The organism is Galbibacter pacificus (assembly GCF_029603165.1).
Taxonomy (GTDB): domain Bacteria; phylum Bacteroidota; class Bacteroidia; order Flavobacteriales; family Flavobacteriaceae; genus Galbibacter; species Galbibacter pacificus.
Map to the genome: position 1 here is coordinate 436,452 of NZ_JAQSVC010000002.1, position 24,807 is coordinate 461,258.

A 24,807-nucleotide genomic window follows, 5' to 3' on the forward strand; every position below is an offset into this window, starting at 1 on the left:
TCACATTTATCACTAATCACTAAAAATAATATCGTGGCACTTATAAAAACATCATATGGAAGAAGATCGTTCTTGAAAACTTCGGCTATGGCCGGTGGCGGACTCGTAGTTGGGTTTAGTTGGCTTGCATCGTGCAATCCTTCGCCTAAGGAAGTAGCAGAAATGCCCAAAGAATGGTTTGAAATTAACGGATATCTTAAAATAGGCGATAATGGCATGGCAACTATTATGTCGCCGAACCCCGAAATAGGTCAGAATGTAAAAACATCCATGCCTATGATCGTGGCCGAAGAGCTGGACATAGACTGGAACAACGTACTTGTTGAGCAGGCTCCGCTTAATACTACTATTTTTATACGGCAACTGGCTGGAGGAAGTCAATCCATCCGTCAAGGATGGGACGGTTTACGTATGGCCGGAGCAACTGCAAGGCATATGTTAAAACAGGCCGCGGCAAAACAATGGGAAGTGCCCGTAGAAGAAGTAACTACAGAAGCAGGCGTAATTCACCATAAAAGCAGCAACCGTTCGGTAGGTTATGGCGAAGTAGCTTCATTGGCGGCAACTTTGACCGCCCCCGAGGAGGTTGAATTAAAAAGCTTGGACGAGTTTAAAATTATTGGTACGGCAACCAGAAACGTAGACGGAAAGAAAATCGTAACCGGAAAACCTTTGTTCGGGATCGATCAATATGAAGAAGGAATGCTTACTGCTATGATTGTGCATCCGCCAGCGTTTGGACTTACCTTAAAGTCTTTTGATGATGCCGAAGCACGTAAAATGCCGGGAATTAAAGATGTTTTCAGTATAAAAACTTATGAGAAAGGAAAAGCCAAAAGCATGTTTGATGCCGATGCTTTTCCCGAGCTGATTGTGGTTGTGGGTAATTCTACATGGGAAGTAATGAACGCAAAGAAGACCATAAAAGCCGAATGGCAACCTTTTGAGGGTTATGAGGAGGAGTTTGCCAATTTTTCGGGCGATGGCTCTTTCTCTGTAAAAGTTCCCGGTGGGATGGAAAATACCAATAGCCACAAAGAAAAAATGGAAGCATTATCGGCTAAATTGGCCAAAGAGGCCCGAAAAGATGGCAATCCGGCTTCAGCATTTAAAAAAGCCGCTAAAATAGTAGAACGTAGCTATACAGCTCCTTTTTTGGCGCACAATACCATGGAGCCCATGAACTTTTTTGCCAATGTAACGGCAGATAAGGCTATTTTAAGCGGCCCCATTCAAACGCCGGAATTTATGGAGAAATCGGTTTCGTCTCGAATCGGACTTCCTTTAGACAAAATTGAAATACAAATGACACGCCAAGGTGGAGGTTTTGGGCGTAGGCTATACGGCCATTTTGTAGTGGAAGCCGCTGTAATTTCACAAAAAATGAAAGCTCCCGTTAAATTGGTTTATACCCGTGAAGACGATATGAGTTTTGGTAATTACCGACCTGCATATCACGCCAGATATAGGGCTGCACTTGACGAGGATAATAACTTAATTGGTTTCCATGTAAGGGCAGGAGGCATCCCCGAAAGTCCGCTGTTTGCCAATAGGTTCCCGGCGGGGGCGGTCGAAAATTACTTGGCCGAATCGTGGGACGTACCATCCAATATTTCGGTAGGTGCATTTCGCGCACCACGCTCCAATTTTATTGCCGGAGCGGAACAGTCCTTTCTAGACGAAGTTGCCGAAGCTGCCGGAAAGGATCCTATTGAATTTAGGATTGAACTTTTTGAAAAAGCTAAAAATAATCCCGTTGGCGAAAACAACGATTATGATGCCGAACGTTATGCGGGAGTACTAAAATTGGCCCGTGAAAAATCTGGATGGAACGGAAATACAACCGGAAATGTATACCGGGGCGTTTCTGCTTATTATTGCCATAATTCGTATGTGGCCAATATTTTGGACATGGAAATGAAAGAAGATAAACCAGTGGTTAAAAAAGTATTTTGTGCCGTGGACTGTGGCTTGGTGGTAAACCCGATTGCCGCCACCAATATGGTGGAAGGCGGCACCGTTGACGGTATTGGGCACGCCATGTATAGTGGGTTGACTTTTAAAGACGGTAAACCCGAACAGGTAAATTTTGACCGCTACCGGTTAATACGCCACAGCGAAGCCCCAAAAGATATTGAAGTGCATTTTGTTAAAAATAACGAGCACCCAACGGGATTGGGCGAACCACCTTTTCCTCCAATCATGGGGGCCTTGGCCAATGCGTTATATAAAGCAACCGGACAACGGCATTACGACCAACCGTTTATAACCAAGCGTCCGGTCGTGAGCTAATACTAGTGATATTGAAAAGATAAAAGAGTCGAAATATTTTTTGAATATTTCGACTCTTTTTTTAGGGGCTAGATTAACGTGGTTTCTTGATTGATTTTTTTATACTGAAATGAAATTATTCACGTTTATATAAAGACATGATCAATCCATTGATTATGATTTTAAATTAGTTGATAGACACTTGCTAACTGTTATTAGTGAACAATCAAGTCCACTGGCAACAAATAGCACCATAACTCCATAGCAAAACCATCAATAGAAAAAGAGACCCTTCTTCGTTTATCTACTTGTTAACTCATTAACTTATAGATATTATGCGACTTCTCCTTCGTCGAAGTGACTAAAACCAGAAACCAAAAATATTAAATCTTGAACCATGTACTTAAAAAACTTTCCCTTGTTAGCTTATTTCCTCATTACATTATGGGCTAGTTTTTAATAAAATGTTACTTTGGCAGTATAATTAAACAATCCATGAAGTTATACATAAGTGCAATATTTTTAGTTGCTTCCTTCTTTGGCCTTGCCCAGCAGACTGCCTATATTGATGTTAAAAAAGCAGATATTGACATAAAAATAATTCCAGAAAAAGAGCAGGTTTCCGGAAATGTTGTTTATTCGTTTGAAATTATAAAGGCTATAGATTCAATGATAATCGATGCCAAACAAATGCAGGTTTCCGAAGTTTTTTTAAATGATAAACCAGTCGACTTCACCTACAATAAAACACAGATTATACTAAATCATTCATTTAATAAAAAAGATTTAAATACGTTTAAAATCAAATATTTATGTAATCCTAAAAAGGCAATGTATTTTATTTCTTCTGAAGAAAACGGCATTGATCAGGTTTGGACGCAGGGGCAGGGCAAGTACACATCTAATTGGTTGCCCAGCTTTGACGATATGAATGAAAAAATTGAATTCGACATGTCCATTTCTGTTCCCCAATCATACGGGGTTGTTGCCAACGGAAAATTAAAGACCAAAAAGAGCAGGGGCAATTTAACCACTTGGGAGTTTGACATGAAAAACCCAATGAGCAGTTATCTATTGGCCTTGGTAATTGGCAATTATAAAATAAAAGAAGACAGCGCTGCAAGCGGAATCCCGCTGGAAATGTATTACAATCCGCACGATAAAGATTTGGTAGCACCTACTTACAGGTATTCCAAAAAAATATTTGACTATCTGGAAACCGAGATTGGGGTTTCCTTTCCATGGCAAAATTACAAGCAGGTTCCGGTAAAAGACTTTTTGTATGCGGGGATGGAAAACACATCGCTAACAATTTTTTCGAATAGTTATATGGTCGATTCCATAGGTTATACCGACAAAAATTATATCAACGTAAATGCTCATGAACTGGCGCATCAATGGTTTGGCGATTTGGTGACAGAAGAAAACAGCACCCACCACTGGCTACAGGAAGGATTTGCCACTTACTTTGCTTTGTTGGCCGAAAGGGAAATTTTTGGTGATGATTATTTTTATGTACAATTGTTTCATACGGCCAAGCAACTGGAAGAACTTTCCAATAATGGAGGAGAAAGTTTGTTGGATCCGCATGCAAGCAGTCTTACCTTTTATCAGCGGGGCGCATGGGCTATTTTTGCGTTGAGGAATTTAATAGGGGACAGGGCTTTTAAAAAATCGATAAAAAAATACCTAAACGATTATGCCTTTAAAAATGCAAATACAAACGATTTTATCAATATTGCCTCCGCTAAAAGTCAGACCAAATTGGAAGACTTCGTACAAACGTGGTTTGTGGATAAAAAATTTCCAATAGCCGAAGCCCAGAACCTATTAAAAGAAAATACCTTAGCCAAAGAATTGCTGCGGGTCGATAAAATGGATAAAACCGGACTGCTAAGTTATGCCGAACAGCATCCCGAAATTTATATTGATACTACACAAACAGAAATTGTTGGGTTACTGCTAAAAAAATTAAAATCCTATTCCGTTACCGAAACCCAAACAGCCTACAAAAAGGCAATCAATTCCAACAATATTAAAAACAGGCAAGCCGTGGCCATGTATCTGGACACGGTGCCAACGGCGCTCCAAAAATCTTTCGAAAGCCTTCTTAAGGACAAGAGTTATGTTACTATAGAAAATGCATTGATGAAACTCTGGGTCAACTTTCCACAAAATAGGAACCAATATTTAAATACCACGGAAGGAATTGTAGGCTTTAAGGACAAAAATATAGAAACACTTTGGCTTACATTGGCCTTAATTACACCAGCCTACAAAACGGATACAAAAATGCAATATTACCAACGGTTAGTATCGTATACATCGCCTTATCAACATTTTGAGGTTAGGCAGCACGCATTTGAATATTTGTTCCAAATACAGGCTTTTAACGAAGAATCACTAAAAAATTTAATTCAGGCTTGTAAGCACCCGGTTTGGCAATTTTCTAAATTTTCTAAAGGTCTGCTCACGGAATTATTAAAAAACGAAGATTATAGAATGGTGTTGAAAAATATAATGCCACAACTGGATAAAACTTCCCAAAGTTTTTTAAGTAATCAATTAAAATAATATTTTTAGCTGATGGAAATTAAAAGAGGGCCAAACAAAACACAACCTAAATGAAAGCATTGGTAATATCGGGAGGTGGAAGTAAGGGCGCTTTTGCCGGTGGCGTAGCACAATACCTTATTGAAGAATTAAAAAGGGATTACGATATATTTTTAGGCACTTCAACCGGAAGCCTTTTGGTAAACCATTTGGCACTGAACAAAGTAGAAAAAATAAAAGAAGTATATACCTCGGTAAACAATCAAAGTATTTTCAATATTTGTCCGTTTCATATCAAAGAAAAATACGGCGTCCAGCAAATAAGTATCAACCATTTTAATGTTGTCAGGAATTTTTTAAGGGGAAGCAAAACTTTTGGCGAAAGTGAAAACTTAAAACAACTTATAAGAAATACCCTTACCGAAGAAGAATTTTTGGAGCTTAAGCACGGCGAAAAAGAAGTTATAGTAACCGTATCCAACCTCTCCTTAAATCAAGTGGAATATAAATCGGTAAACGATTTTGAGTATGATGAATTTTGCGACTGGGTATGGATTTCCAGTAATTACACGCCGTTTATGAGCCTTGTAAGAAAGTATGGTTGTGAATATGCCGATGGTGGCCTTGGAACCATGGTCCCGATCGAGGAGGCCATCAAGCGGGGCGCCACCGAAATAGACGCCATTATTTTGCAAACCGAAGTAACACAGCTAAACCGGTTGCCGTCCAGAAACCCTTTTTCGCTTTTAACGACCATGTTTAGTTTTATGTTAGACAGAATTGAATATCAAAACATAAGAATTGGTAAATTTGTGGCCACAAATAACAATGCAATTATAAATTTTTATTATACACCTACAATCCTAACAACCAATTCTTTAATCTTTAACAAGGGAAAAATGACAAAATGGTGGCAAAGTGGTTATGATTTTGCTAAATTTAAAAACCAAGAAACGAGCCAGCTTGAAATTGAATAGCTTTTTTGAAAGTTTAAAAATGAGTTTAGAAAAAAGAAATACGGCCGAAAATAAAACCTAAGTCGAAAATTTTAGCAGAAAACAACAAACAACAAAAAGCATATGCGCGCATTAGTAATTAGTGGTGGTGGAAGCAAGGGAGCCTTTGCAGGCGGAGTTGCTCAATATTTAATTGAAAACGAAGGAAGGGATTACGACATTTATTTGGGGACCTCTACGGGAAGCCTTTTAATTCCGCATTTGGCAAATAGAAACATTCAAAAAATATACGAGGTCTATACAACCGTAAATCAGCGTAAAATATTCAGTAACAATCCATTTGTAACAAGAAAAAAAGGAGATAAGGAATATGTGGCCATTAATTACCTAAATGTAATGTGGCAACTTATAAAACGCAAAAGGACCTTTGGTGAAAGTAAAAACTTAAGAAAACAGATAAACAAAAATTTTTCAGAAGAAGAATTTCAACTTCTAAAAGAAAAAGGAAAAGACGTTGTTGTTACGGTAAGTAACCTATCCATGAACAGGGTAGAGTATAAGTCTATTACGGACCATAGTTATGAAGATTTTTGCGATTGGATCTGGATGTCGTGCAATTATGTGCCTTTTATGTCGCTGGCAAAGAAAAACGGCTTCGAGTATGCCGACGGCGGTCTAGGTTGTGTAATTCCAATTCGTGAGGCCATTAAAATGGGAGCTACCGAGGTGGATGCCATTATTTTGGAAACGGAAAATATGGAACATAAAAAAGTGTTGGGCAAAAACCCTTTTTCATTGATGGTAAACCTTTATAGTTTTGTTTTGGACCAATTGGAGTCGCATGATATTATTGAAGGGAAATTGGCGGCCATCAACAAAGATGTAAAATTGAATACCTATTTTACACCAACCAGGCTTACCGAAAATTCGCTTTACTTCAACAATAAATTAATGACAGAATGGTGGGAACAAGGAAAAGTGTATGCCCACGAACGTGTAAAGGCCCAAAAAGATGTTAAAAAAGTAAACATGGCCGGTTGATGATTGTTTTGATGAAGGCGGTAAGATTTATTATTAAGGGAATAGGGATTAGCGATAAGGGATTTAGTTATATTGTTAACAGTTAATTGGGTAATATCATAACAGCATAACAACGTAGCATCATAGTATGAGATTTTTCAATAGGTTGAAGTGAATTGGCTTCGTATAGCAGTTAGAAAAAGTTAATAGTTACCGCCAAACAAAGAGAATTGTTAACAGTTAATTGTTGTCACTGGTAATATCATAGCAATGTAACAACATAACAACAAGAATAGGTCAATTAACATTTAACAAATAACAGAAAAATATAAACTTTGAATCTTTGCAACTTTGAACCTCTGGACCTCAACTTTCAACAGCATAACAACATAGGATCGTAACAGCATAACAATAAAAAAAAGTAACAAAATGGCTGAATTAATCCGTATTTATGAAGAAAATCCCAACCCCAAGGAAATAAAAAGGGTTGTTGATGTATTGCGGAATGGCGGGCTGGTTATTTATCCAACAGATACGGTTTACGGTCTGGGTTGCGATATAACCAATTCCAAAGCCTTGCAACGCATTGCGCGTATTAAAGGTGTAAAGTTGGAAAAGGCCAACCTTTCATTTATTTGTGCCGATTTGAGCAACTTGTCCGATTATGTACGCCAGATAGACACGCCGACTTTTAAAATCCTCAAACGGACATTGCCGGGGCCTTATACGTTTATTTTGCCAGGAAACAACAATCTCCCAAAGGATTTTAAAAAAAAGAAAACCGTCGGGATACGGGTGCCAGACAATGCCATTGCCAAGATTTTGGTGGAGCAATTGGGAAACCCCATCGTTTCGACTTCCATACGCGATGATGACGAATTGATAGAATATACCACAGACCCCGAGTTGATTCATGAAAAATGGGACAATCTTGTAGATATTGTTATTGACGGAGGTTATGGAGATAATGTGGCATCGACCGTAATCGACCTTTCGGGCGCAGAACCTGTAATTCTCCGTGAGGGTAAAGGAGATATAGACGAATTTTTATAAAGTGGGGCTAGTAAATAAAAAAGTACTTTTTATAGGCTATGTCTGGCCCGAACCTACATCGTCGGCGGCGGGTAGCAGAATACTTCAGTTGATACGATTTTTTATGGATGCCAATTGCCAAATAACTTTTGCGTCTCCTGCCAAACATGGCGAACATATGCACGATTTGACTTCCGAAGGGGTTCAGCAAAAAAAAATCGAACTCAACAGTGCTTCTTTTGATGAATTTATTATTGAACTGCAACCGGACGTGGTTGTTTTTGATAGGTACATGATGGAAGAACAATTTGGGTGGAGAATTGCCGAACATTGCCCCAATGCCTTGAGAATATTAGACACCGAGGACCTACATTTTTTGAGGGATGCGCGTAGGCTGGCCTTAAAAGACGAAAATAACGCAGGAGATTTAAAATTGCTTGAAAACAATCTTGCCAAAAGGGAAATTGCAAGTATTTACCGCTGCGATATATCGCTGATTATTTCTGAAGCGGAACATGCATTGTTGACAGGACTTTTTAAAATTGATAAGAAATTATTGTGCCATCTACCTTTTTTGCTGGATGAAAATTTAAATGAGTTGCAAAAAAAATGGCTGGCGTGGGAAGAAAAACAGGATTTTATTTTTATTGGTAATTTTATCCATGCTCCAAACTGGGATGCCGTTTTGGCCTTAAAGGAAACTGTTTGGCCACATATAAAAAGGAAATTACCCGATGCTAAATTGCACATTTTTGGTGCTTATGCAGGTGATAAAGTACATAACCTAAACAATAAAAAAGACGGTTTTTTGGTTCATGGCTGGGCAAAAAATGCCAAGAAGGAGTTTCAAAAGGCCAAGGTTTGCCTGGCACCTTTAAGATTTGGTGCGGGGTTAAAAGGCAAGCTTGTTGAAGCTATGTTGTATGGCACCCCAAGTGTTACTACTACAATTGGTGCTGAAGGTATAAACGGTAACTTTCCATGGAATGGTGCCGTTTTTGATAATCCAGAGGCTTTTGTGCAAGCGGCGGTAGATTTGTATCAAAATAAGAATAACAGTTGGGAAGAAGCCCGGAAAAATGGCGCAACTATTTTAAAACACCGTTTTGACGGACAAAAGCACAAGGAACTGCTAAAGACTTCAATTACAGGAATACTTCAAAATTTGACCGGCCACCGAACGCAAAATTTTACGGGCGCCATGCTCATGCAACAAACCGTGCAGGCTAGCAAATATATGTCCAAATGGATAATGGAGAAGAACAAGAAAAACCAATAGTTAAGTTTAGGTAAACATATTCTTTAATTGATCTGTAAGCCTAATGGGCCGTTTGCTGTTTTTGTCTATCAAACACCAGTCTGTTTTGGAACGCAATAATAATTTTTCGGTTTTATTGTTGTAGATTTCCACAATACGGGTAGAGGTAACCCCTTTGGCCTTTTCGATATATGTTTTAAGCAATATTTCATCGTTTAAAAATGCCTGTCCCTTGTATTCAATATAATGCGTAAGGACCATCCAAATATAGGCGTCGAGCATTTCCTTGGAGGCTTCATTCAACCAATGATTTTTTGCGATATCCTGAATCCATTGCACATACCGCACGTTGTTAACATGTTTTAAATCGTCCAGGTCTTCTTCCTGAACATGGATTATTTCTGTATATTCTTTCAATTATGTTGGTTTGTGTTTCCGTATTCTTTTTTCAGATTTTTTCAGAACTCATTTTTATTTTCTTCTAAATATTTCACTTTATTTTCCCAATCATTACGATTGTTGTTTGATATTTTCTTTCTTGTAAAGAACCAAGATACTAAAATTACAAAGACAATAATTATGGGAATAATTATTGTATAAATAATAATATTTAATACTGGGCAAATTATTTAGATGTTAAAAATCATTTCTCTTTGATAATTACTTCAAAGAGTCTATCCCAATTTTTTCCGGTAACAAAGAAGGTCTTTGTTTTTGGGTTGTATGCAATTCCATTTAAAACGTCCAAATAGGGGTGCTGCTTTACCTTTTCTTTTAATCCCCTAAAATCTATAACCCCGATAATTGCGCCCGTTTTTGGGTCGATAATCATGGCGCTGTCTTTTTGGTATACGTTGGCGTAGATTTTGCCGTCTACATATTCCAGTTCGTTGGCCCTGTTAAAAACAGAGGTATTGGTAACGGTTTCTATAAAATCTTCTTCGGCCAGCGTTTCGGGGTTCAGTATCCATATTTTATCGCTTCCGTCGCTTTTGTATATTTTTTTTCCGTCGTTTGTGTGTGTAAGTCCCCAGCCTTCTTTGCTTTTGTTGTACTTAAAGGTGCTCAATTTTTCAAAAGTATGTAGGTCGTATACAAACCCGGTGCCTTCTTGCCAGGTAAGCATGTATATTTTGTTGTTGATAATTGTTATCCCTTCACCAAAATACATATTATCCAAGTCGATTTTTTTAAGGATTTCCCCGCTTTTATAATCTACCTTTCTCAAAGAGGATTGCCCATTTCTACCCGGGTTCCCAGTGCTTTCGTATAAGGTATCGTTATAGAACTCCAGTCCTTGTGTGTAGGCTTTTATGTCGTGGGGATATGTATTGATTACTTCATATGTATACACTTTTGGGGCTTTATCGGAAAGGATCGTAATGTCTTCCGAAATTTTTACCGATTCACCTTCAAAAAAAACAGTAGCTTCCAAATTTTGTATGCCGTATTTATCGGTATTTATGGTATACGCGTTGTTGTTAAGCTTAATGGGGTTACCGTGCAAAGTATAGGTAACCGAATCTATTTCCTTATTTTTCCGGTTCTTGAGGTCCACATTTATAGTGCTTCCCTGCTGGATTTTACCGGTATTGGAATCTATTTTAAGAGAAAAAAGATTTTTTCCGGAAGAATTGGCGCCATTGCATCCGCCAACGGACACCGCTAAAAAACTGACGATTAAAAACTTATAGAAATATATGGTCATGTTTTATTTTTTAAGCAATTTATTTAATAAAATTAAGATAGTAAAATTATTGTGCTAACATAAAAAGTTTGTAAATTTGCACCCGGCAAGTCCTACACGACCAGCTCCTATAGAATCCCCCAGGGCGGGAACGCAGCAAGGGTATATGGTTGTAGCGGTGCGATGTAGGTAGCTTGCCTTTTTTTATGCCTTCAATTTAACTGCTTTCTCTTAGAATTTTCTTAAAATACCCAACTAAGTGTTATTAAATTATAACTTTATAAATGTTATTTGTTTTTTAGTATAAAAAGACAAAATAGAGCAGTATCTTTACTGTATTAATAAAATTGTAAAATCAAGAACAGTATTTTAGGTTATGAAATTTTTTATAGACACGGCAAATTTAGATCAAATTGCTGAAGCAGAAGCCTTAGGGGTTTTAGATGGTGTAACTACCAACCCTTCATTAATGGCAAAAGAAGGAATTACGGGACGAGACAATATCTTAAAGCATTACGTTGACATATGTAACTTAGTGGAAGGCGATGTTTCTGCCGAAGTTATCGCAACCGATTTTGACAGCATTATAAAGGAAGGCGAAGAACTGGCAGACTTGCACGAGCAGATTATTGTTAAAGTTCCCATGATTAAAGATGGGGTAAAGGCAATTAAGTATTTTTCTGATAAAGGCATTAAAACAAACTGTACGTTGGTTTTTTCTCCCGGGCAGGCCTTGTTGGCCGCAAAAGCTGGGGCAACCTATGTTTCTCCTTTTATTGGAAGGCTGGACGATATCTCTACCGATGGCTTGGCATTGATTGCCGACATCCGGTTGATTTACGATAATTATGGTTTTGAAACAGAAATCTTGGCCGCATCCGTGCGCCATACCATGCACGTAATAGATTGTGCCAAACTTGGTGCCGATGTTATGACCGGTCCACTTTCTGCAATTACGGGATTGTTAAAACACCCATTGACCGATATAGGCTTGGAAAAATTCCTTGCAGATTATAAAAAAGGAAACCAATAAGAAAAACCTCCTTTTTAAAATAATATCAAGGCCTAAAAATGGTATGCCGCTTTTAGGCCTTTGTTTTTTAAGGAATGTCAATTCCCGAGGAATCCGGTTTTACCAATTTTAGCACATCCGAAAAAGAATGCGCCACAATGGCTTCGTTTCCACGTATTGCAATGGGGTAAACAAATGCTTCCGGATGTTTGTTAAGTACTTTAAGGGCATCGTTTTCATCCAGTTCCACGTTGGTACCATAAGTATTGGTAAATGCAGGATGGTCGGTGGCAATGAGCTCAGGCAACGTTTTGCCCACCCGCTCTGCTATTTCTGCCCATTCCGTATCGGCTATTTTGGTCTTGTTGATATCTATGGCCAATATTTTGGCCCCTGCCGAAGCTGCATAAGCCTGACATTCGCGCCCAAGTTTCGTACTTGAATCGAATATAAACTTTATCTGATTTTCATTGGTTGCTATTATTCCCATTTTTTCCACGACTAATTATTTTAAAAAATTCACTTTAAATTTTATTGTGTAGCAGTTTTAGGGAAAATTGATATTATTTTAAATAGGCTATTTCCTGGCCTTCATTTTTTCTTTTCTCTTTTTTAGTTGTTTATCCAGGTCTTCGGTGGCCTCGGCAATGGACATCTCAAACTTTTCATGGGATGCTTCTGCAAAAAGGCGTGGCCCCGGGACGCTAACCCTGATTTTACAAATTTTACCCGTATTTTTGGAAGATGTGTTTTCTGTTTTAAAAAACACGTCGGCCCTTACAATAAAATCGTATTTATCAACCAGCTTATTTACTCTTTTTCGGGTCAGTTCTTCCAAACGGCTGCTGGCAGCAACATTGTCGTATTCAAAATTTATCTGCATAGTTCGTCAGTTTTACTCACCAAGTGAGATTTGATATTTTTCCGGCATCAATGTCGAAATATTTTTATTTTTAAAAATGAATCCCGGGATTCCCGAGGTAATTAATCTAAAAATACTAAATTTTATAATGTAGATAAATACAAAAAATGTCTTTTAATAAGATTTTGTGAAGAAAGAAGTCAATATTACCAAAATATTATAAGAATATATGGGCACTTTCAATTTTATGATGAATAATCTTTAATTCAAAATAGAAAAATCTTCAATACTTTGGGTAATAACCTCTGAATATTCTGTAGGAAAAGGAAGTTTGCCCTCCAGTTGATCGAGATTGGAAAGTTGATAAGCTATGGCAGCTTCATTATAAATAAGTCCGATTCCAGGTGCAAAATATTGGGTGGAAATAATGGCATCTTGATCCTTGATTACGGGAATTGTTAGTTCGTACCCATCTACATCTGTAGTTAAAATCCCTTTTATGTTAACCGTTAAGGAGGTTTTTATAACGTTGTTGTAAGTATCATCAAATAAGGTATAATCGTTTAAAACAGCTTCTGTTTTGGTAGAAACGGTATATTCTATATGAAGAATGTATTTGTTGTATTCGTAGGTACTAATGCCCGAATTTGTATAAAGTTCACCGCCCAAGGGGCTTTTTGTGTCCAAAAGCGTCAAATTATGCACTGGAATTTCCAGACCGGGGATAAGCTGGCTAATGTTTCCGTCTAAAAAGAGTTTGCTTTTTGATTTTGCCACAAGCGAACTGGAAATCAAATTTGTAAAAAAGCCCTTTTTTTGGGCATTGCCTTTGGCTTGGTAATATATTTCCCCTTCAATTAAGGAGTCTTTTTCCACCCAGACACTATCTTTTGCCGAAGTTTCTGCTTCGATATTGTAGGTCCAATGGTTGTTTTTTTCCAAAGGAAAATAGTTTTCGCTTCCTATTTCGGCCAACAATTCTTCTGAAATGGATTCGTTACTGGAGCAAGAGCAATAGAAAGCTATAAAAAACAGTGTTGCAATGGGGTAGATACAGCGCATGAAATAATGTTAATCCCTTATAAAATTTATATTTGTTTTTTAACGGGTTTCCCCATGGTATGTTTTGGTTTTTCCAAATATAAAAAATTAATTCTATTTTTTGCCCGTAATGGTTATTGCGGCCAACAATTCTTTGTAGTTCATGCTTTTAATATCTTCGTCGGAATAAAAAGGGCTTAGTTTATCTTCATTGAAATGGTAAAGTTCCCAACGTTTGTCGTGATATTCCAGGGCGGTTAAGTTCTCTATCCAGTCTCCAGAGTTTAAATATAGGCAAGTACCGTTTTTGTTGACCTTCCGGAGCATTTGAGGTTGGTGTATATGGCCACAAACCACATATTTGTACCCATTTTCAATGGCGAGGTCGGCTGCTACCTTTTCAAAATCGGCTATATATTTAAGGGCTTTTTTTACGCTGCTCTTTATTTTTTTTGATAATGAATATTTTTCCCGGCCCATTTTTACCAAAAACCAATTGATGAACCTGTTTATCAAAATTAAAAAATCATATCCCCATCCGCCCAATTTTGCTATCCATTTAGTGTGCTGGATGGAGGCATCAAAAACGTCGCCGTGGAAAACCCATGCTTTTTTTCCGTCCAAATTCATTGTCAATTTGTCCAATATATGGATGTTCCCCATGGTTACGTCACTAAATTTACGGAGCATCTCGTCGTGGTTTCCGGTAATGTAATATACTTCGGTCCCTTTGGTAGAAAGATCTATAATTTTTTTTATTACTTGAAGATGGTTTTTTGGAAAGTACCTTTTCCTAAACTGCCATATGTCTATAATATCGCCATTTAGGATCAATTTTTCCGGAGAGATGCTATTTAAATAAGAGAGTAATTCTCCTGCATGGCAACCAAAAGTGCCAAGGTGCACATCTGAAATTACGACGACTTCTAATTTTCTTTTTCTCAATCGTATTAATTTGGTACTACGAAATAAAGAAACACATGGCGGTATTGTATTTCCTGAAAATTAAATATTTATGATAGGATTGTTAAGAATAGTTATATTTTCATGTTAAATATTAATTTATGATTACGCATATTTAATTTTTGTTTCTCTTTTTTAAAATTTACATTTGTCAAAATCAAAATTTTATGTCAGGAAATTCCTTTGGAAACCTCTTTAAGTTAAGCACTTTTGGCGAGTCTCACGGCGAGGCTTTAGGAGGAATTATAGATGGGTGCCCGGCGGGCATTGAGTTGGATATTAGTAAAATTCAATTAGACCTCGATAGGCGAAAGCCCGGACAATCGGCCATTGTAACCCAACGCAAAGAACCGGATGAAGTTCGTTTTCTTTCCGGAGTGTTTGAAGGAAAGACCACCGGCACGCCCATTGGCTTTGTTATAGAAAACACCAATCAGAAATCGCACGATTATTCTCATATAAAAGATAGCTACAGGCCTTCTCATGCTGATTATGTTTATGATAAAAAATACGGTTTTAGGGATTATCGCGGCGGCGGAAGAAGCTCGGCAAGGGAAACAGCCAGCAGGGTAGTGGCAGGTGCCATTGCCAAGCAAATGCTAAAAGGCATTAAAATTAACGCTTTTGTGTCTTCCGTAGGAAGCATACAACTTGAAAAAGACTACACCGAGCTAGATCTTGCCAATGCAGAAACCAATATAGTGCGCTGCCCCGATACGGCATTGGCCTCAAAAATGGAAGATTACATCAGGCAAATCCGCAAGGAAGGCGATACCGTTGGAGGCGTTGTAACCTGTGTTGTTCAAAATGTTCCTATTGGGCTTGGAGAGCCTGTTTTTGATAAGCTCCATGCAGAATTGGGCAAGGCCATGCTTTCCATTAATGCAGTTAAAGGATTTGAATACGGAAGCGGTTTTGGCGGCTCCAGCATGAAAGGGAGCCAGCATAACGACCTCTACAATGAGGACGGCACTACCAAAACAAATTATTCGGGAGGAATACAAGGTGGTATTAGCAACGGGATGGATATTTACTTCCGGGTTGCCTTTAAACCAGTTGCTACGATCATGCAAACGCAAAAAACAATAAACAAAGAAGGAGAAGAAGTGGAAATGCAAGGGAAAGGCCGGCACGACCCATGTGTGGTACCACGTGCAGTCCCTATTGTGGAAGCTATGGCAGCCTTGGTTTTGGCAGATTATACTTTAATAAATAATAGTATATTACGCTAAATTATAAAAGCTTAAACTAAACATCTTTGTTAACTTAAAACAATTCATGTGAAAAAACTAGCACTACACTGGCAGATTATTATAGGTTTGATACTTGGTATTATTTGGGCAATTTTTTCCAGTAAAATGGGATTGAGCCAATTTACCATTGATTGGATAGCTCCTTTCGGGACCATTTTTATCAACTTATTAAAGCTTATAGCTGTACCGTTGGTGCTTTTTTCCATAATAAATGGTGTTGCCAATATTGGGGATCCGTCAAGTTTGGGTAGAATGGGCGGTAAAACGCTTTTGGCATACCTTATTACCACAATACTTGCGGTTTCGTTGGGGTTGGTCTTGGTCAACTTTATAAAGCCAGGAAAACTTATTGATGAAGAAAGCAGGATAGATAACAGGATAAGCTATGAGTTGTGGGCCGCTTCTGAAAACCTAGAAATTAAAGACGGAATTAATTATTTGCACGACCCGGCTTTTCTTGAGCGGGCGCAACATATTTCTGACCTCTCCAAAGATGAGCTAAAAGAGGCCGCGACCAGTGAAGTAGGTGAAAAAATGAGCGAGGCCAACAAGACCAAAGATGCTGGCCCCTTAAAACCATTGGTTGATATTGTTCCAGACAATATCTTTTTGTCTTTGGCCGATAACGGCTTAATGTTGCAGGTAATATTCTTTGCCCTTTTCTTCGGTATTAGTTTACTTTTTATTCCAAATGATAAATCCAAACCGGTACTTGCTTTTGTAGATGGAATTATGGAAGTATTTCTTAAAATGGTTGATTTAATTATGAAAGCGGCTCCGTTTTTTGTATTTGCTCTTTTAGCAGGAATAGTAAGCAAAATGGCAGGAAATGATATTGGTAAAGTATTCGAAATCTTTAAAGGTTTAAGTTGGTATTCACTTACGGTTGCTTTAGGTTTAGCTTTGATGATATTTGTAGTATATCCGGGTATTTTCAAAATTTTTATCCGTGTAATTTCGTATTTCGGCTTTTTCAAAGCCATGAGCCCGGCACAAACATTGGCATTTTCAACATCGAGTAGTGTTGCTACACTTCCTGTAACCATAGAATGTGTGGAAGATAATTTAGGCGTGAACAAAAAAATAACAAGTTTTGTACTTCCTATAGGTGCTACAATAAATATGGATGGTACTTGTTTGTATCAAGCAGTAGCAGTAGTTTTTGTAGCACAATTACATATGATAGATCTTACCATTAGTCAACAATTAACCATTGTACTTACAGCTACATTAGCTTCCATCGGAACAGCGGCAGTACCAAGCGCAGGATTGGTAATGCTCATTATCGTGCTTCAATCGGTTGGGCTTAACCCGGCCTGGATCGGTATTATACTTCCTGTAGACAGAATCTTGGACATGATGCGTACCGTTGTAAACGTAACTGGAGACGCAACGGTTTGTTCTTTAATTGCCAAAAGTGAATGCATGCTGGATTACGACCCAAATAAAACCGAGCTTAAAAGTGAAGTGTAATGATTGCCGACGACCTTATAAGGGAGCATATAGACCTTATTGAAATAGATAAGAACCTGGATAGGCTTATCAAGCGTATTGAATTGCTTAGTTATTTAAACCCTTTGAATGCCGAAAAGGAAAAACACCGCTTTTTCTCGTCAAAATATACCGAAGAGCCTGTTTTTAAATACCCCAAGCAGAACTTTAATGCCTATAAGTTGCAACGGGCTTTGTTTTCTAACAGGCTTGAAAAAATACCGGACAACGATATACGATCGCTTTACCAGAGCGTTATTTATTATTATGCCAATATGGTGCAATGTGCCGAGGCAATAGGGGAGCGGAAGAAATTTTTTTACAATAGCTTGCGTCTGTACGGTACCCCAAAAGAAAAAGATGTTGCCAATGCCAACTTTATCCTTCATATAAAAGATCAGCTTGCATCTTCGGATTCAGAAAAAAGATATACGGCCCTCGATGCTAAGGCTTATTTTGAAGATTTTGTAAAACGTTATGATTTTCCTTTAAACATAAAATTGTCTACAAGCATTGCTGCCGATGCCATGGTTTCCAACAGTACCCAGACCCTTGCCATTAAAAAGAACGCCCGTTTTAGCGACAATCAACTTAAAACCTTGGCAAACCATGAAATAGGGGTGCATATGGTAACTACTTTTAACGGACTTAACCAACCGTTGAAGATTTTTTCAAATGGTTTTCCAAAAAACGTAGAAACACAAGAAGGGTTGGCCGTATTTAGCGAATACATGAGCGGCGCCTTGACCCTGGACCGATTAAAAATATTGGCATATCGTGTAATAGCGGCCGATAGCCTAATAAAAGGATATTCGTTTGCCGATACCTTCGACCTTTTGCACAACCAATATAAATTGGATAGGGACAAGGCATTTATTATAACCTTAAGGATACACCGAGGAGGCGGTTTTACCAAAGATTTTTTATACCTCACCGGACTTAAAAAAATATACGAATACTACAAAAAGGGACAGCCGCTTACACCATTACTCACCGGAAAGGTATCGCTGGACAGGGTAGACTCTATTCTAAAACTGCAAGAATACGGCCTGGCTTCTAAGTCGGTACATATAACCGATTCGTATTCAGGCAATAAAAACATCAATACAACCATTGATTTTATCCTTCAAAATTTAAGATAATTTGCTGGTTTCGTAATTGACTTTTTTCACATACAAAAAATTGCACTACACAACAAAAAATTTTATTTCCTTACGATTAGAAATATGTTTGTTACTGTTAAACGTAAATTACAAGGATTTGGGGTCTTTTTAATTTATGTTTAGTTGGCCAAATCAAACTATTTAAACAACGTATACCAACCAGCTTATATGGTTATGAAAATAGACACCAAAGCTAAGTTGAACAGTATAATTGTATGTAATGATTAATAATACCATACTAGGAGTGAATAGAGAAAAAAGATTAAAAAGAGCCGATATTACCAAATTGGTAAACGATTGCCTTGGCGACAAGGAATACATAAGCGAAATTGTTTTGTTGCTGAATGAGAACATTGAAGAATTTTACGATGCTACCGCTATATATCTCAAGGCCAAAGACCGCTTTTCTATTTCCAGGGCGGCTCATAAAATAAAAAACGGACTGGAAATGATACAAGCGTATTCTTTGTTGGACTACATAGACGTTATACAAACCGAATGCCAGCATTTGGATACTTTTAAGAACATTGAAAAGCTCATTACCGACTTTAAAAAAGAATATACCCACGTTTTAAGTGAAGTTAAACAGCAAATAGAACTTTTGGATGAATAAAAAAAGCATTTTATTGGTTGAAGACGATAGAATGGTAGCTTCTTTGCTGTCTTTCAGGTTAAAAAAACATGGTTACCATGTTGTTACCCAGTTAAATGAAGCAATGGTGTTTAATACTTTAAAATTCAATAAACCCGATATTGTTGTGTTTGGATTGTCGTCCAGCAGTTATGCAGGGCTTAATTTGGTTGAGCGGATTGAAAAGGAATTACAACTTAATATTCCCACAGTTATTGCAGTTTCAAAAGAGCAGCAAAAAAAAGCAATTGCTTCGTTACAATTAAATGTTGACGGAATTATTGAAAAGCCCGTGGTTTTTGAAGACTTAATGAAATTAATTTCAAGTATTTTATATCAAAACATCGATAAATCATTATCGTAATTTTGCATTAAATACACATTTAAAAAACGTACACATACAAAAAAAGGGGTTTTACAACAAAAAATTTTAATTGTTATAAATCTCATGTACTTTTAGTCTGAATTTAAAATATGCTTGCCCCATAACATATTTTATATTCAAACCAACAGAAAAGACTTGCTTCAAGTCTTACCTGAATCCTACTTAAATCTCCCGGATATTCATCGTGGGAGATTTTTTTTGAATCAAATTTACCTTCTGTTATAGAACGCTAAAAAACGATATATATTTTATAATTATTTCAAAAAATATTGTATCTTTTAATGGTTTAATTAAAAATTTCAGGCATATGGTGAGCATTCTTTTAAAAAGGCCTGTTTTATGGGTGCAATTCTTTATTTTAATGGCTTGTTTTACAACCAATGCTATTAACACCCCCCTTGTTTTAGCACAAGACACTTTAAAATATAAAGAATACAAAGGAACTGTTATAGATAGCAAGACAAACGATAAATTAGTTTTTGCAACCTTGGCCATAGAAAATACAAACATAAGCTCAATAACCAATTCAGAAGGGGAATTTGTGCTAAAAGTGCACGATTCCATACGTTCAAACAACGTAATTGTATCTTTTTTAGGATATCAGCAAAAAATAGTGCCGTTAACCAACTTAAAAAAAGAAGACAATGAAATTGCATTGAGCCCTGTATCCATAGAATTGCCTCAAATAGATTTGAGCGCTCCAAAAGACGCATTGAGCCTGGTTTTGGCCATGCTTAAAAAAAACGGGGACAATTACTTGACCCAGCCCGTTAAAATGACCGCCTTTTACAGGGAAACTATTAAAAAGAGGCGACGGGACGCATCGCTTTCAGAAGCAGTGGCTTATATTTATAAACAACCTAATTCATCAGCAAAAAAAGATATCATTGATCTGTACAAATCCAGAAAAAGCACAAACTATTCGCGTCTGGATACCGTGGCACTAAAACTGCAAGGAGGACCTTTTACACCGCTTTTTGTGGATATTATGAAATATCCCGAATATATCTTTACAAAAGAATTGATTACTTATTACGATTTTAGTTTTGATGCCTCCACCAACATAAACGACAAGCCGGTCTATGTAGTTAGTTTTAAACAAAAAGAAAACGTTATTGAGCCATTATTTTATGGCAAGCTGTATATCGATGCCGAAACAAAAGCACTGGCAAGCGCTGTTTTTAATTTAAATGTTGAAGATAAAGAAAAGGCCAGCGACCTACTGGTAAGGAGAAAACCGAACGATATAGATGTATACCCGACAGAAGCTTCATATAGGGTAGATTACCGGATTAAAAGCGGGAAGTGGTATTATGGTTATGGCAATGTACAACTGGCCTTTGTTGTAGACCGGAAGGGTAAATTATTTAACTCGAAGTATTACGTAAGCAGTGAAATGGCAATTACCGACTGGCATGAAAACGGAACGGGAAGAGACATAAAATCAAAAGAAAGGTTAAGGCCGTCGATTATTATAGCAGATGAAGCCTCTGGATTTTCAGACCCCGAATTCTGGGGGACATACAATGTAATAGAGCCCGAAAAATCCATAGAATCTGCAATAAGTAAAATTCAACGGCAACTTGAAAGGGATAAAGGGTAATTCTTAATTAACCAACCCGGAAAGCCAATTTTTAGCATTCAAACCGCTTCAAAAATTGGCTTTTTCTTTTTTTGGTGAATAAAAAACAGGTTAAATTTCTTTTTATCTGAAGTAGCATGTAAGGAAATTAGATTCAAATTAACATAATTTAAAGCTTTGGCATAGATTTGGTTATTATTTTTACATGATTTAAAAAAGTCAAGAAGAATTCAACATCTATATCTATATTTATTGCGAATATGAATTTTAATGAAAAAATGAAGGTTTTATTCACATTGATCGTATTATTGATAGGACTAAATACATATGCACAGGGAGATTTGCCAAATACGCCAATTCCATTAAAAGGTTTAGGTGCAACAGAACAACCAAACAACGAAACCCCCGAAGAAAAGCCACTTGACATTAAGGCAGTTCCAGATATTAATGTTCCCGAGGCACCAAAGGAAAAAACCGCTGTAGACATTGCCAATAAAGAGGTAAATTTAATGGATAGCAACGAAGCTTTTTTGGATGCCGGTGACCGTTTTGACAAAAAGCTGAACCGCGAATACAATAGAAAAGACGGAGAAAAATTGGGGGCGACCACAACGCAGTATTTTGGAGATTTCAAAACCAATTCCAAAACCGTAAAGATATTGTGCCGGGACCATGGAAATATAGATGGGGATAGGGTAAGCATTATTATAAACGATAAAGTAGTGGTTCCAAATGTATTTCTGGAAGGTAGCTTTAAAGGGTTTTATTTCGATTTGCAGCCCGGCTTCAACAAAATCGAGTTTAGGGCTTTAAACGAAGGTGCCTATTCCCCAAATACCGCACAATTTGCTGTTTTTGACGATAAAGGGGGAGAAATTTCCGCAAACGAATGGAACTTAAACACAAACGTAAAAGCTTCGCTGCTCATTATCAAGGAATAATTTTCTGGAAATAGATACCGTTCTATTCATCTAAAAAATTAAACTCACTTCAACTTCTTTGATTAATAGGATACACGGTCTTTTTATAGATATAAAGAATGTAATCCTTTATTATAGCATTTTTTTTATTATATTTAGATATATAAATATAATTCTATGCTACGAAAAGTATTTTGAAGTTCCGTTTTTGGAATTGAAGCTACAACCATTACCGTTGAAGTCAACATAGGGCAGGGCATAAGCTACCATTTGGTAGGATTACCCGACAACGCCATTAAAGAAAGTAATTATAGAATAGTTTCTGCGTTACAATATCACGGATATAAAATCCCCGGAAAAAAAATCACCATAAATATGGCACCAGCCGATATGCGCAAGGAAGGCTCGGCATACGACCTTACTTTGGCCATAGGCATTCTGGCAGCTTCTGAACAGATCAAAGTCGATAACCTTGACGACTACCTTATTATGGGCGAATTATCGTTGGATGGAACCCTACAGCCCATAAAAGGTGCACTTCCTATTGCAATAAAGGCCAAGGACGAAAGATTTAAAAAATTTATCCTGCCCAATGAAAATGCCAAGGAAGCGGCCATAGTTGAAGGAGTTGAGATATGAGATATATGGGGTGACAGACATTCTTGAAGTTATCGAACATTTTGACAAAGAGGTTGTTTTAATACCCACAAAAGTTAACATTCAAGAAGAATTCTATAAAACGCTTAATTTTCCCGAATACGATTTTGCTGATGTAAAAGGACAGGAAAGCATTAAAAGAAGCATGGAAATTGCCGCCGCTGGAGGGCATAACATCATACTTATTGGTCCGCCAGGCGCCGGAAAGACAATGTTGGCCAAGCGGTTGCCTTTTATTTTACCACCAATGACATTAAACGAGGCACTGGAAACAACAAAAATACATTCTGTTACAGCTAGGACGGTAGAAAAAGGCATCATGAACCAGCGGCCATTTAGGAGCCCACACCATACAATTTTGGATGTGTTATAGTTAAATGTGGTACAAATATAGTATATTGCATCCATATTTGCAAATTAATCACTTTATATATAACTATGTTAGCTATTTACGTCCGTTTAAGCAAGGAAGATGAAGATTCAAATTCAATTGAGAACCAACTAAGCGAAGGTAAGGAATTTGCTAAAGCTCATAATTTAAACTACAAAATATATAATGAAGGTGAGGGGGTAAGCGGTACTTTGGATATTGCACAACGTCCACAACTACAGCTTTTGATGAATGAAATGAATAGCGGTATAGTCTCCTCAGTATGGATGCGTAATCAGAACCGTTTGGATAGGAATAGTTTAACATTTGCTTTTTTTGTGGATGTGGCCAAAAAGAATAATATCGATGTATATTTTGGTTCAAATGAAAAGCTGGATTTTAATGACCCTACAACGCTTTTAACTACCTCCATACTTTCAAATCTGAATCAATATCAAGCACAATTGCAAAGCTATCAAACCAAAAAAGTACTAGCCAGCAATGCCGCACAAGGTAAAGCCCATGGTATTTTGCCTTATGGTTACATGACCGATGAAAATGGCTATATGATAGTTAATGATGCAGAAGCAGAAGTTGTTGAACGGATATTTGAACTATCCCTTTCAGGTAAAGGTACCAAAACAATTGCTGAAGCATTAAATAAAGAGAACACACCAACGAGATATAACACTTACAAGGGAGAGTATATACCAAGAAAATACAGGGATAAGAAAGATAAAAGTAGCGTAATCTGGCGTGACGGTACTGTATACACCATTCTGAAAAATGAAGTCTATAAGGGCGTTAGAAGTTTTGGGGGTAAATTATATAAATGTCCTACGATTATTGAATCTGTTCTATGGCAGAAGGTACAGGATAATTTAAAAAAGAATCTGAACAATAGAGGGAAGAAAGTAGAACACAAGTACATGCTCAAAGGACTTATTATTTGTGGTAGGTGTGGACGTAATTACTATGGCCGTACCAGAGTGAATAAAAAAGATAATTATTACATGTGTAGTTCTAAACGTTACAAAGATTTGAATTGCGGAAATAGAAGCATAAATATTGATTATTTAGAGCAATTCATTTGGGAACGCTTTTTTAAAGATGAGTATCTTACCGAAAAAGTCAAAGAACACCTTTCAAGTGATGATTTAAGTACTCAGATTAGTGATTTAGAGCGTTTGTACAATGGTTTCACTAAAGAGACGGCTAATTTAGAGAAAGAAAGGCAAAACGCCGTGAGATTGACTGTAAAAGGAGTGCTTAGCGAGGCTGATGTACAACCTGAACTTGTAAGGATTGAGAGGGGAAAAAATGAAATCCTGGAAAAGCAGAACCGCATAAACGAGCAACTCCATTTTTTAAAAGAATCGGCTGTTAAGGAGCAAGATATAGCTGATGAAATCCAGAAAATAAAAAGTAGTACGGATTTCACTACAAAAAAGGAGGTTATGGGTAAGTATATCAAAGAAATACACATTAAGTACTTTGCTCAAATCAAAATGTATGTTTTGAATATAACATTTAACCTACCGATAAAAGAAGAACTGTATTTTATCCCTCACCATTACAATCATGCCGTAGCTTTATTTGACCGTATTTTGATACCATTAAAGGGTAAAGTAAAGCAAATGACTAAGGAAGATTGGGATGAATTGCAAATAAAGATTGTGGATGCTCATGGAATAGGGTGA

The 24,807-nt window shown here is 37.3% G+C and carries 21 protein-coding genes, 1 other RNA gene and 1 pseudogene; 17 read left to right on the forward strand and 6 right to left on the reverse strand.

Features of this window, described 5'->3' with window-relative positions; translation table 11 throughout:
• Positions 1-33 precede the first annotated feature (33 nt).
• From PSF86_RS06340 to PSF86_RS06365, 6 genes are all read left to right on the forward strand, one after another.
• A complete protein-coding gene (locus tag PSF86_RS06340; RefSeq protein WP_277899216.1) occupies positions 34-2,292 on the forward strand; it encodes a xanthine dehydrogenase family protein molybdopterin-binding subunit in 2,259 nt (752 codons plus the stop codon).
• Between the two features lie 474 nt (positions 2,293-2,766).
• Positions 2,767-4,845, forward strand: a complete 2,079-nt coding sequence (locus tag PSF86_RS06345; protein ID WP_277899217.1) for a M1 family metallopeptidase — start codon at positions 2,767-2,769, stop codon at positions 4,843-4,845.
• A 50-nt stretch (positions 4,846-4,895) separates the two neighbouring features.
• Positions 4,896-5,801, forward strand: coding sequence for a patatin-like phospholipase family protein (locus PSF86_RS06350; RefSeq protein WP_277899218.1), 906 nt, complete (start codon positions 4,896-4,898; stop codon positions 5,799-5,801).
• Positions 5,802-5,903: 102 nt separating this feature from the next.
• Positions 5,904-6,821, forward strand: coding sequence for a patatin-like phospholipase family protein (locus PSF86_RS06355; protein ID WP_277899219.1), 918 nt, complete (start codon positions 5,904-5,906; stop codon positions 6,819-6,821).
• Between the two features lie 408 nt (positions 6,822-7,229).
• The gene (locus PSF86_RS06360) at positions 7,230-7,853 is read left to right on the forward strand and encodes an L-threonylcarbamoyladenylate synthase (RefSeq protein ID WP_277899220.1); all 624 of its coding nucleotides are present in this window, start codon (positions 7,230-7,232) and stop codon (positions 7,851-7,853) included.
• A gap of 1 nt (position 7,854) precedes the next feature.
• Positions 7,855-9,111: a glycosyltransferase gene (locus tag PSF86_RS06365; RefSeq protein WP_277899221.1), complete on the forward strand. Its 1,257-nt coding sequence runs from the start codon at positions 7,855-7,857 to the stop codon at positions 9,109-9,111.
• 6 nt (positions 9,112-9,117) lie between these two features.
• Here the strand turns inward: PSF86_RS06365 and PSF86_RS06370 are convergent, their stop codons facing one another.
• Positions 9,118-9,507 carry an acyl-CoA thioesterase gene (locus PSF86_RS06370; protein ID WP_277899222.1) on the reverse strand — a complete coding sequence of 130 codons (390 nt, stop codon included), beginning with the start codon at positions 9,505-9,507 and terminating at the stop codon, positions 9,118-9,120.
• 226 nt (positions 9,508-9,733) lie between these two features.
• On the reverse strand, positions 9,734-10,792 hold the full coding sequence (locus tag PSF86_RS06375; RefSeq protein ID WP_277899607.1) for a glutaminyl-peptide cyclotransferase: 1,059 nt from the start codon (positions 10,790-10,792) through the stop codon (positions 9,734-9,736).
• Between the two features lie 89 nt (positions 10,793-10,881).
• Between PSF86_RS06375 and ffs the strand changes: the two genes are divergently transcribed.
• Both ffs and fsa read left to right on the forward strand, forming a co-directional pair.
• Positions 10,882-10,980: signal recognition particle sRNA small type (gene ffs / locus PSF86_RS06380), an RNA gene on the forward strand.
• Positions 10,981-11,153: 173 nt separating this feature from the next.
• Entirely contained in the window at positions 11,154-11,810 is a 657-nt protein-coding gene (gene fsa / locus PSF86_RS06385; protein ID WP_277899223.1) for a fructose-6-phosphate aldolase, read from the forward strand.
• 67 nt (positions 11,811-11,877) lie between these two features.
• Here fsa and PSF86_RS06390 read toward each other — a convergent pair whose 3' ends face one another.
• The 4 genes from PSF86_RS06390 to PSF86_RS06405 form a co-directional block, all read right to left on the reverse strand.
• Positions 11,878-12,279, reverse strand: a complete 402-nt coding sequence (locus PSF86_RS06390; protein WP_277899224.1) for an arsenate reductase family protein — start codon at positions 12,277-12,279, stop codon at positions 11,878-11,880.
• Between the two features lie 87 nt (positions 12,280-12,366).
• Entirely contained in the window at positions 12,367-12,672 is a 306-nt protein-coding gene (hpf, locus tag PSF86_RS06395) for a ribosome hibernation-promoting factor, HPF/YfiA family (protein ID WP_277899225.1), read from the reverse strand.
• A 240-nt stretch (positions 12,673-12,912) separates the two neighbouring features.
• A complete protein-coding gene (locus tag PSF86_RS06400) occupies positions 12,913-13,713 on the reverse strand; it encodes a hypothetical protein (protein WP_277899226.1) in 801 nt (266 codons plus the stop codon).
• A gap of 93 nt (positions 13,714-13,806) precedes the next feature.
• Positions 13,807-14,637 (reverse strand): UDP-2,3-diacylglucosamine diphosphatase, encoded by an 831-nt coding sequence (locus tag PSF86_RS06405; protein WP_277899227.1) that lies wholly within the window; start codon positions 14,635-14,637, stop codon positions 13,807-13,809.
• Positions 14,638-14,822: 185 nt separating this feature from the next.
• Between PSF86_RS06405 and aroC the strand changes: the two genes are divergently transcribed.
• From aroC to PSF86_RS06450, 9 genes and pseudogenes are all read left to right on the forward strand, one after another.
• Positions 14,823-15,887, forward strand: coding sequence for a chorismate synthase (aroC, locus tag PSF86_RS06410; protein WP_277899228.1), 1,065 nt, complete (start codon positions 14,823-14,825; stop codon positions 15,885-15,887).
• A 48-nt stretch (positions 15,888-15,935) separates the two neighbouring features.
• A complete protein-coding gene (locus PSF86_RS06415) occupies positions 15,936-17,381 on the forward strand; it encodes a dicarboxylate/amino acid:cation symporter (protein WP_277899229.1) in 1,446 nt (481 codons plus the stop codon).
• Entirely contained in the window at positions 17,381-18,541 is a 1,161-nt protein-coding gene (locus PSF86_RS06420; protein ID WP_277899230.1) for a peptidase MATCAP family protein, read from the forward strand. The genes PSF86_RS06415 and PSF86_RS06420 overlap by 1 nt, the downstream gene beginning before the upstream one ends.
• A gap of 241 nt (positions 18,542-18,782) precedes the next feature.
• Positions 18,783-19,175 (forward strand): hypothetical protein, encoded by a 393-nt coding sequence (locus PSF86_RS06425; protein WP_277899231.1) that lies wholly within the window; start codon positions 18,783-18,785, stop codon positions 19,173-19,175.
• Positions 19,168-19,557, forward strand: coding sequence for a response regulator (locus PSF86_RS06430; RefSeq protein ID WP_277899232.1), 390 nt, complete (start codon positions 19,168-19,170; stop codon positions 19,555-19,557). The genes PSF86_RS06425 and PSF86_RS06430 overlap by 8 nt, the downstream gene beginning before the upstream one ends.
• 328 nt (positions 19,558-19,885) lie before the next feature.
• Positions 19,886-21,181: a carboxypeptidase-like regulatory domain-containing protein gene (locus PSF86_RS06435; RefSeq protein ID WP_277899233.1), complete on the forward strand. Its 1,296-nt coding sequence runs from the start codon at positions 19,886-19,888 to the stop codon at positions 21,179-21,181.
• A 257-nt stretch (positions 21,182-21,438) separates the two neighbouring features.
• Positions 21,439-22,101, forward strand: a complete 663-nt coding sequence (locus PSF86_RS06440; RefSeq protein ID WP_277899234.1) for a hypothetical protein — start codon at positions 21,439-21,441, stop codon at positions 22,099-22,101.
• A gap of 192 nt (positions 22,102-22,293) precedes the next feature.
• Positions 22,294-23,104 (forward strand): annotated as a pseudogene (locus PSF86_RS06445) (YifB family Mg chelatase-like AAA ATPase); the annotation flags it as partial.
• A gap of 71 nt (positions 23,105-23,175) precedes the next feature.
• Complete coding sequence (locus tag PSF86_RS06450) at positions 23,176-24,807, forward strand: recombinase family protein (protein WP_277899235.1); 1,632 nt, start codon at positions 23,176-23,178, stop codon at positions 24,805-24,807.

Bases quoted from the DNA above. Each gene is read 5' to 3' on its own strand.
- PSF86_RS06345 (WP_277899217.1), top strand. From the start codon at position 2,767: ATGAAGTTATACATAAGTGCAATATTTTTAGTTGCTTCCTTCTTTGGC.
- PSF86_RS06350 (WP_277899218.1), top strand. From the start codon at position 4,896: ATGAAAGCATTGGTAATATCGGGAGGTGGAAGTAAGGGCGCTTTTGCC.
- PSF86_RS06355 (WP_277899219.1), top strand. From the start codon at position 5,904: ATGCGCGCATTAGTAATTAGTGGTGGTGGAAGCAAGGGAGCCTTTGCA.
- PSF86_RS06360 (WP_277899220.1), top strand. From the start codon at position 7,230: ATGGCTGAATTAATCCGTATTTATGAAGAAAATCCCAACCCCAAGGAA.
- fsa (WP_277899223.1), top strand. From the start codon at position 11,154: ATGAAATTTTTTATAGACACGGCAAATTTAGATCAAATTGCTGAAGCA.
- PSF86_RS06390 (WP_277899224.1), bottom strand. From the start codon at position 12,279: ATGGGAATAATAGCAACCAATGAAAATCAGATAAAGTTTATATTCGAT.
- hpf (WP_277899225.1), bottom strand. From the start codon at position 12,672: ATGCAGATAAATTTTGAATACGACAATGTTGCTGCCAGCAGCCGTTTG.
- PSF86_RS06400 (WP_277899226.1), bottom strand. From the start codon at position 13,713: ATGCGCTGTATCTACCCCATTGCAACACTGTTTTTTATAGCTTTCTAT.
- aroC (WP_277899228.1), top strand. From the start codon at position 14,823: ATGTCAGGAAATTCCTTTGGAAACCTCTTTAAGTTAAGCACTTTTGGC.
- PSF86_RS06420 (WP_277899230.1), top strand. From the start codon at position 17,381: ATGATTGCCGACGACCTTATAAGGGAGCATATAGACCTTATTGAAATA.
- PSF86_RS06425 (WP_277899231.1), top strand. From the start codon at position 18,783: ATGATTAATAATACCATACTAGGAGTGAATAGAGAAAAAAGATTAAAA.
- PSF86_RS06430 (WP_277899232.1), top strand. From the start codon at position 19,168: ATGAATAAAAAAAGCATTTTATTGGTTGAAGACGATAGAATGGTAGCT.
- PSF86_RS06435 (WP_277899233.1), top strand. From the start codon at position 19,886: ATGGTGAGCATTCTTTTAAAAAGGCCTGTTTTATGGGTGCAATTCTTT.
- PSF86_RS06440 (WP_277899234.1), top strand. From the start codon at position 21,439: ATGAAGGTTTTATTCACATTGATCGTATTATTGATAGGACTAAATACA.
- PSF86_RS06450 (WP_277899235.1), top strand. From the start codon at position 23,176: ATGTTAGCTATTTACGTCCGTTTAAGCAAGGAAGATGAAGATTCAAAT.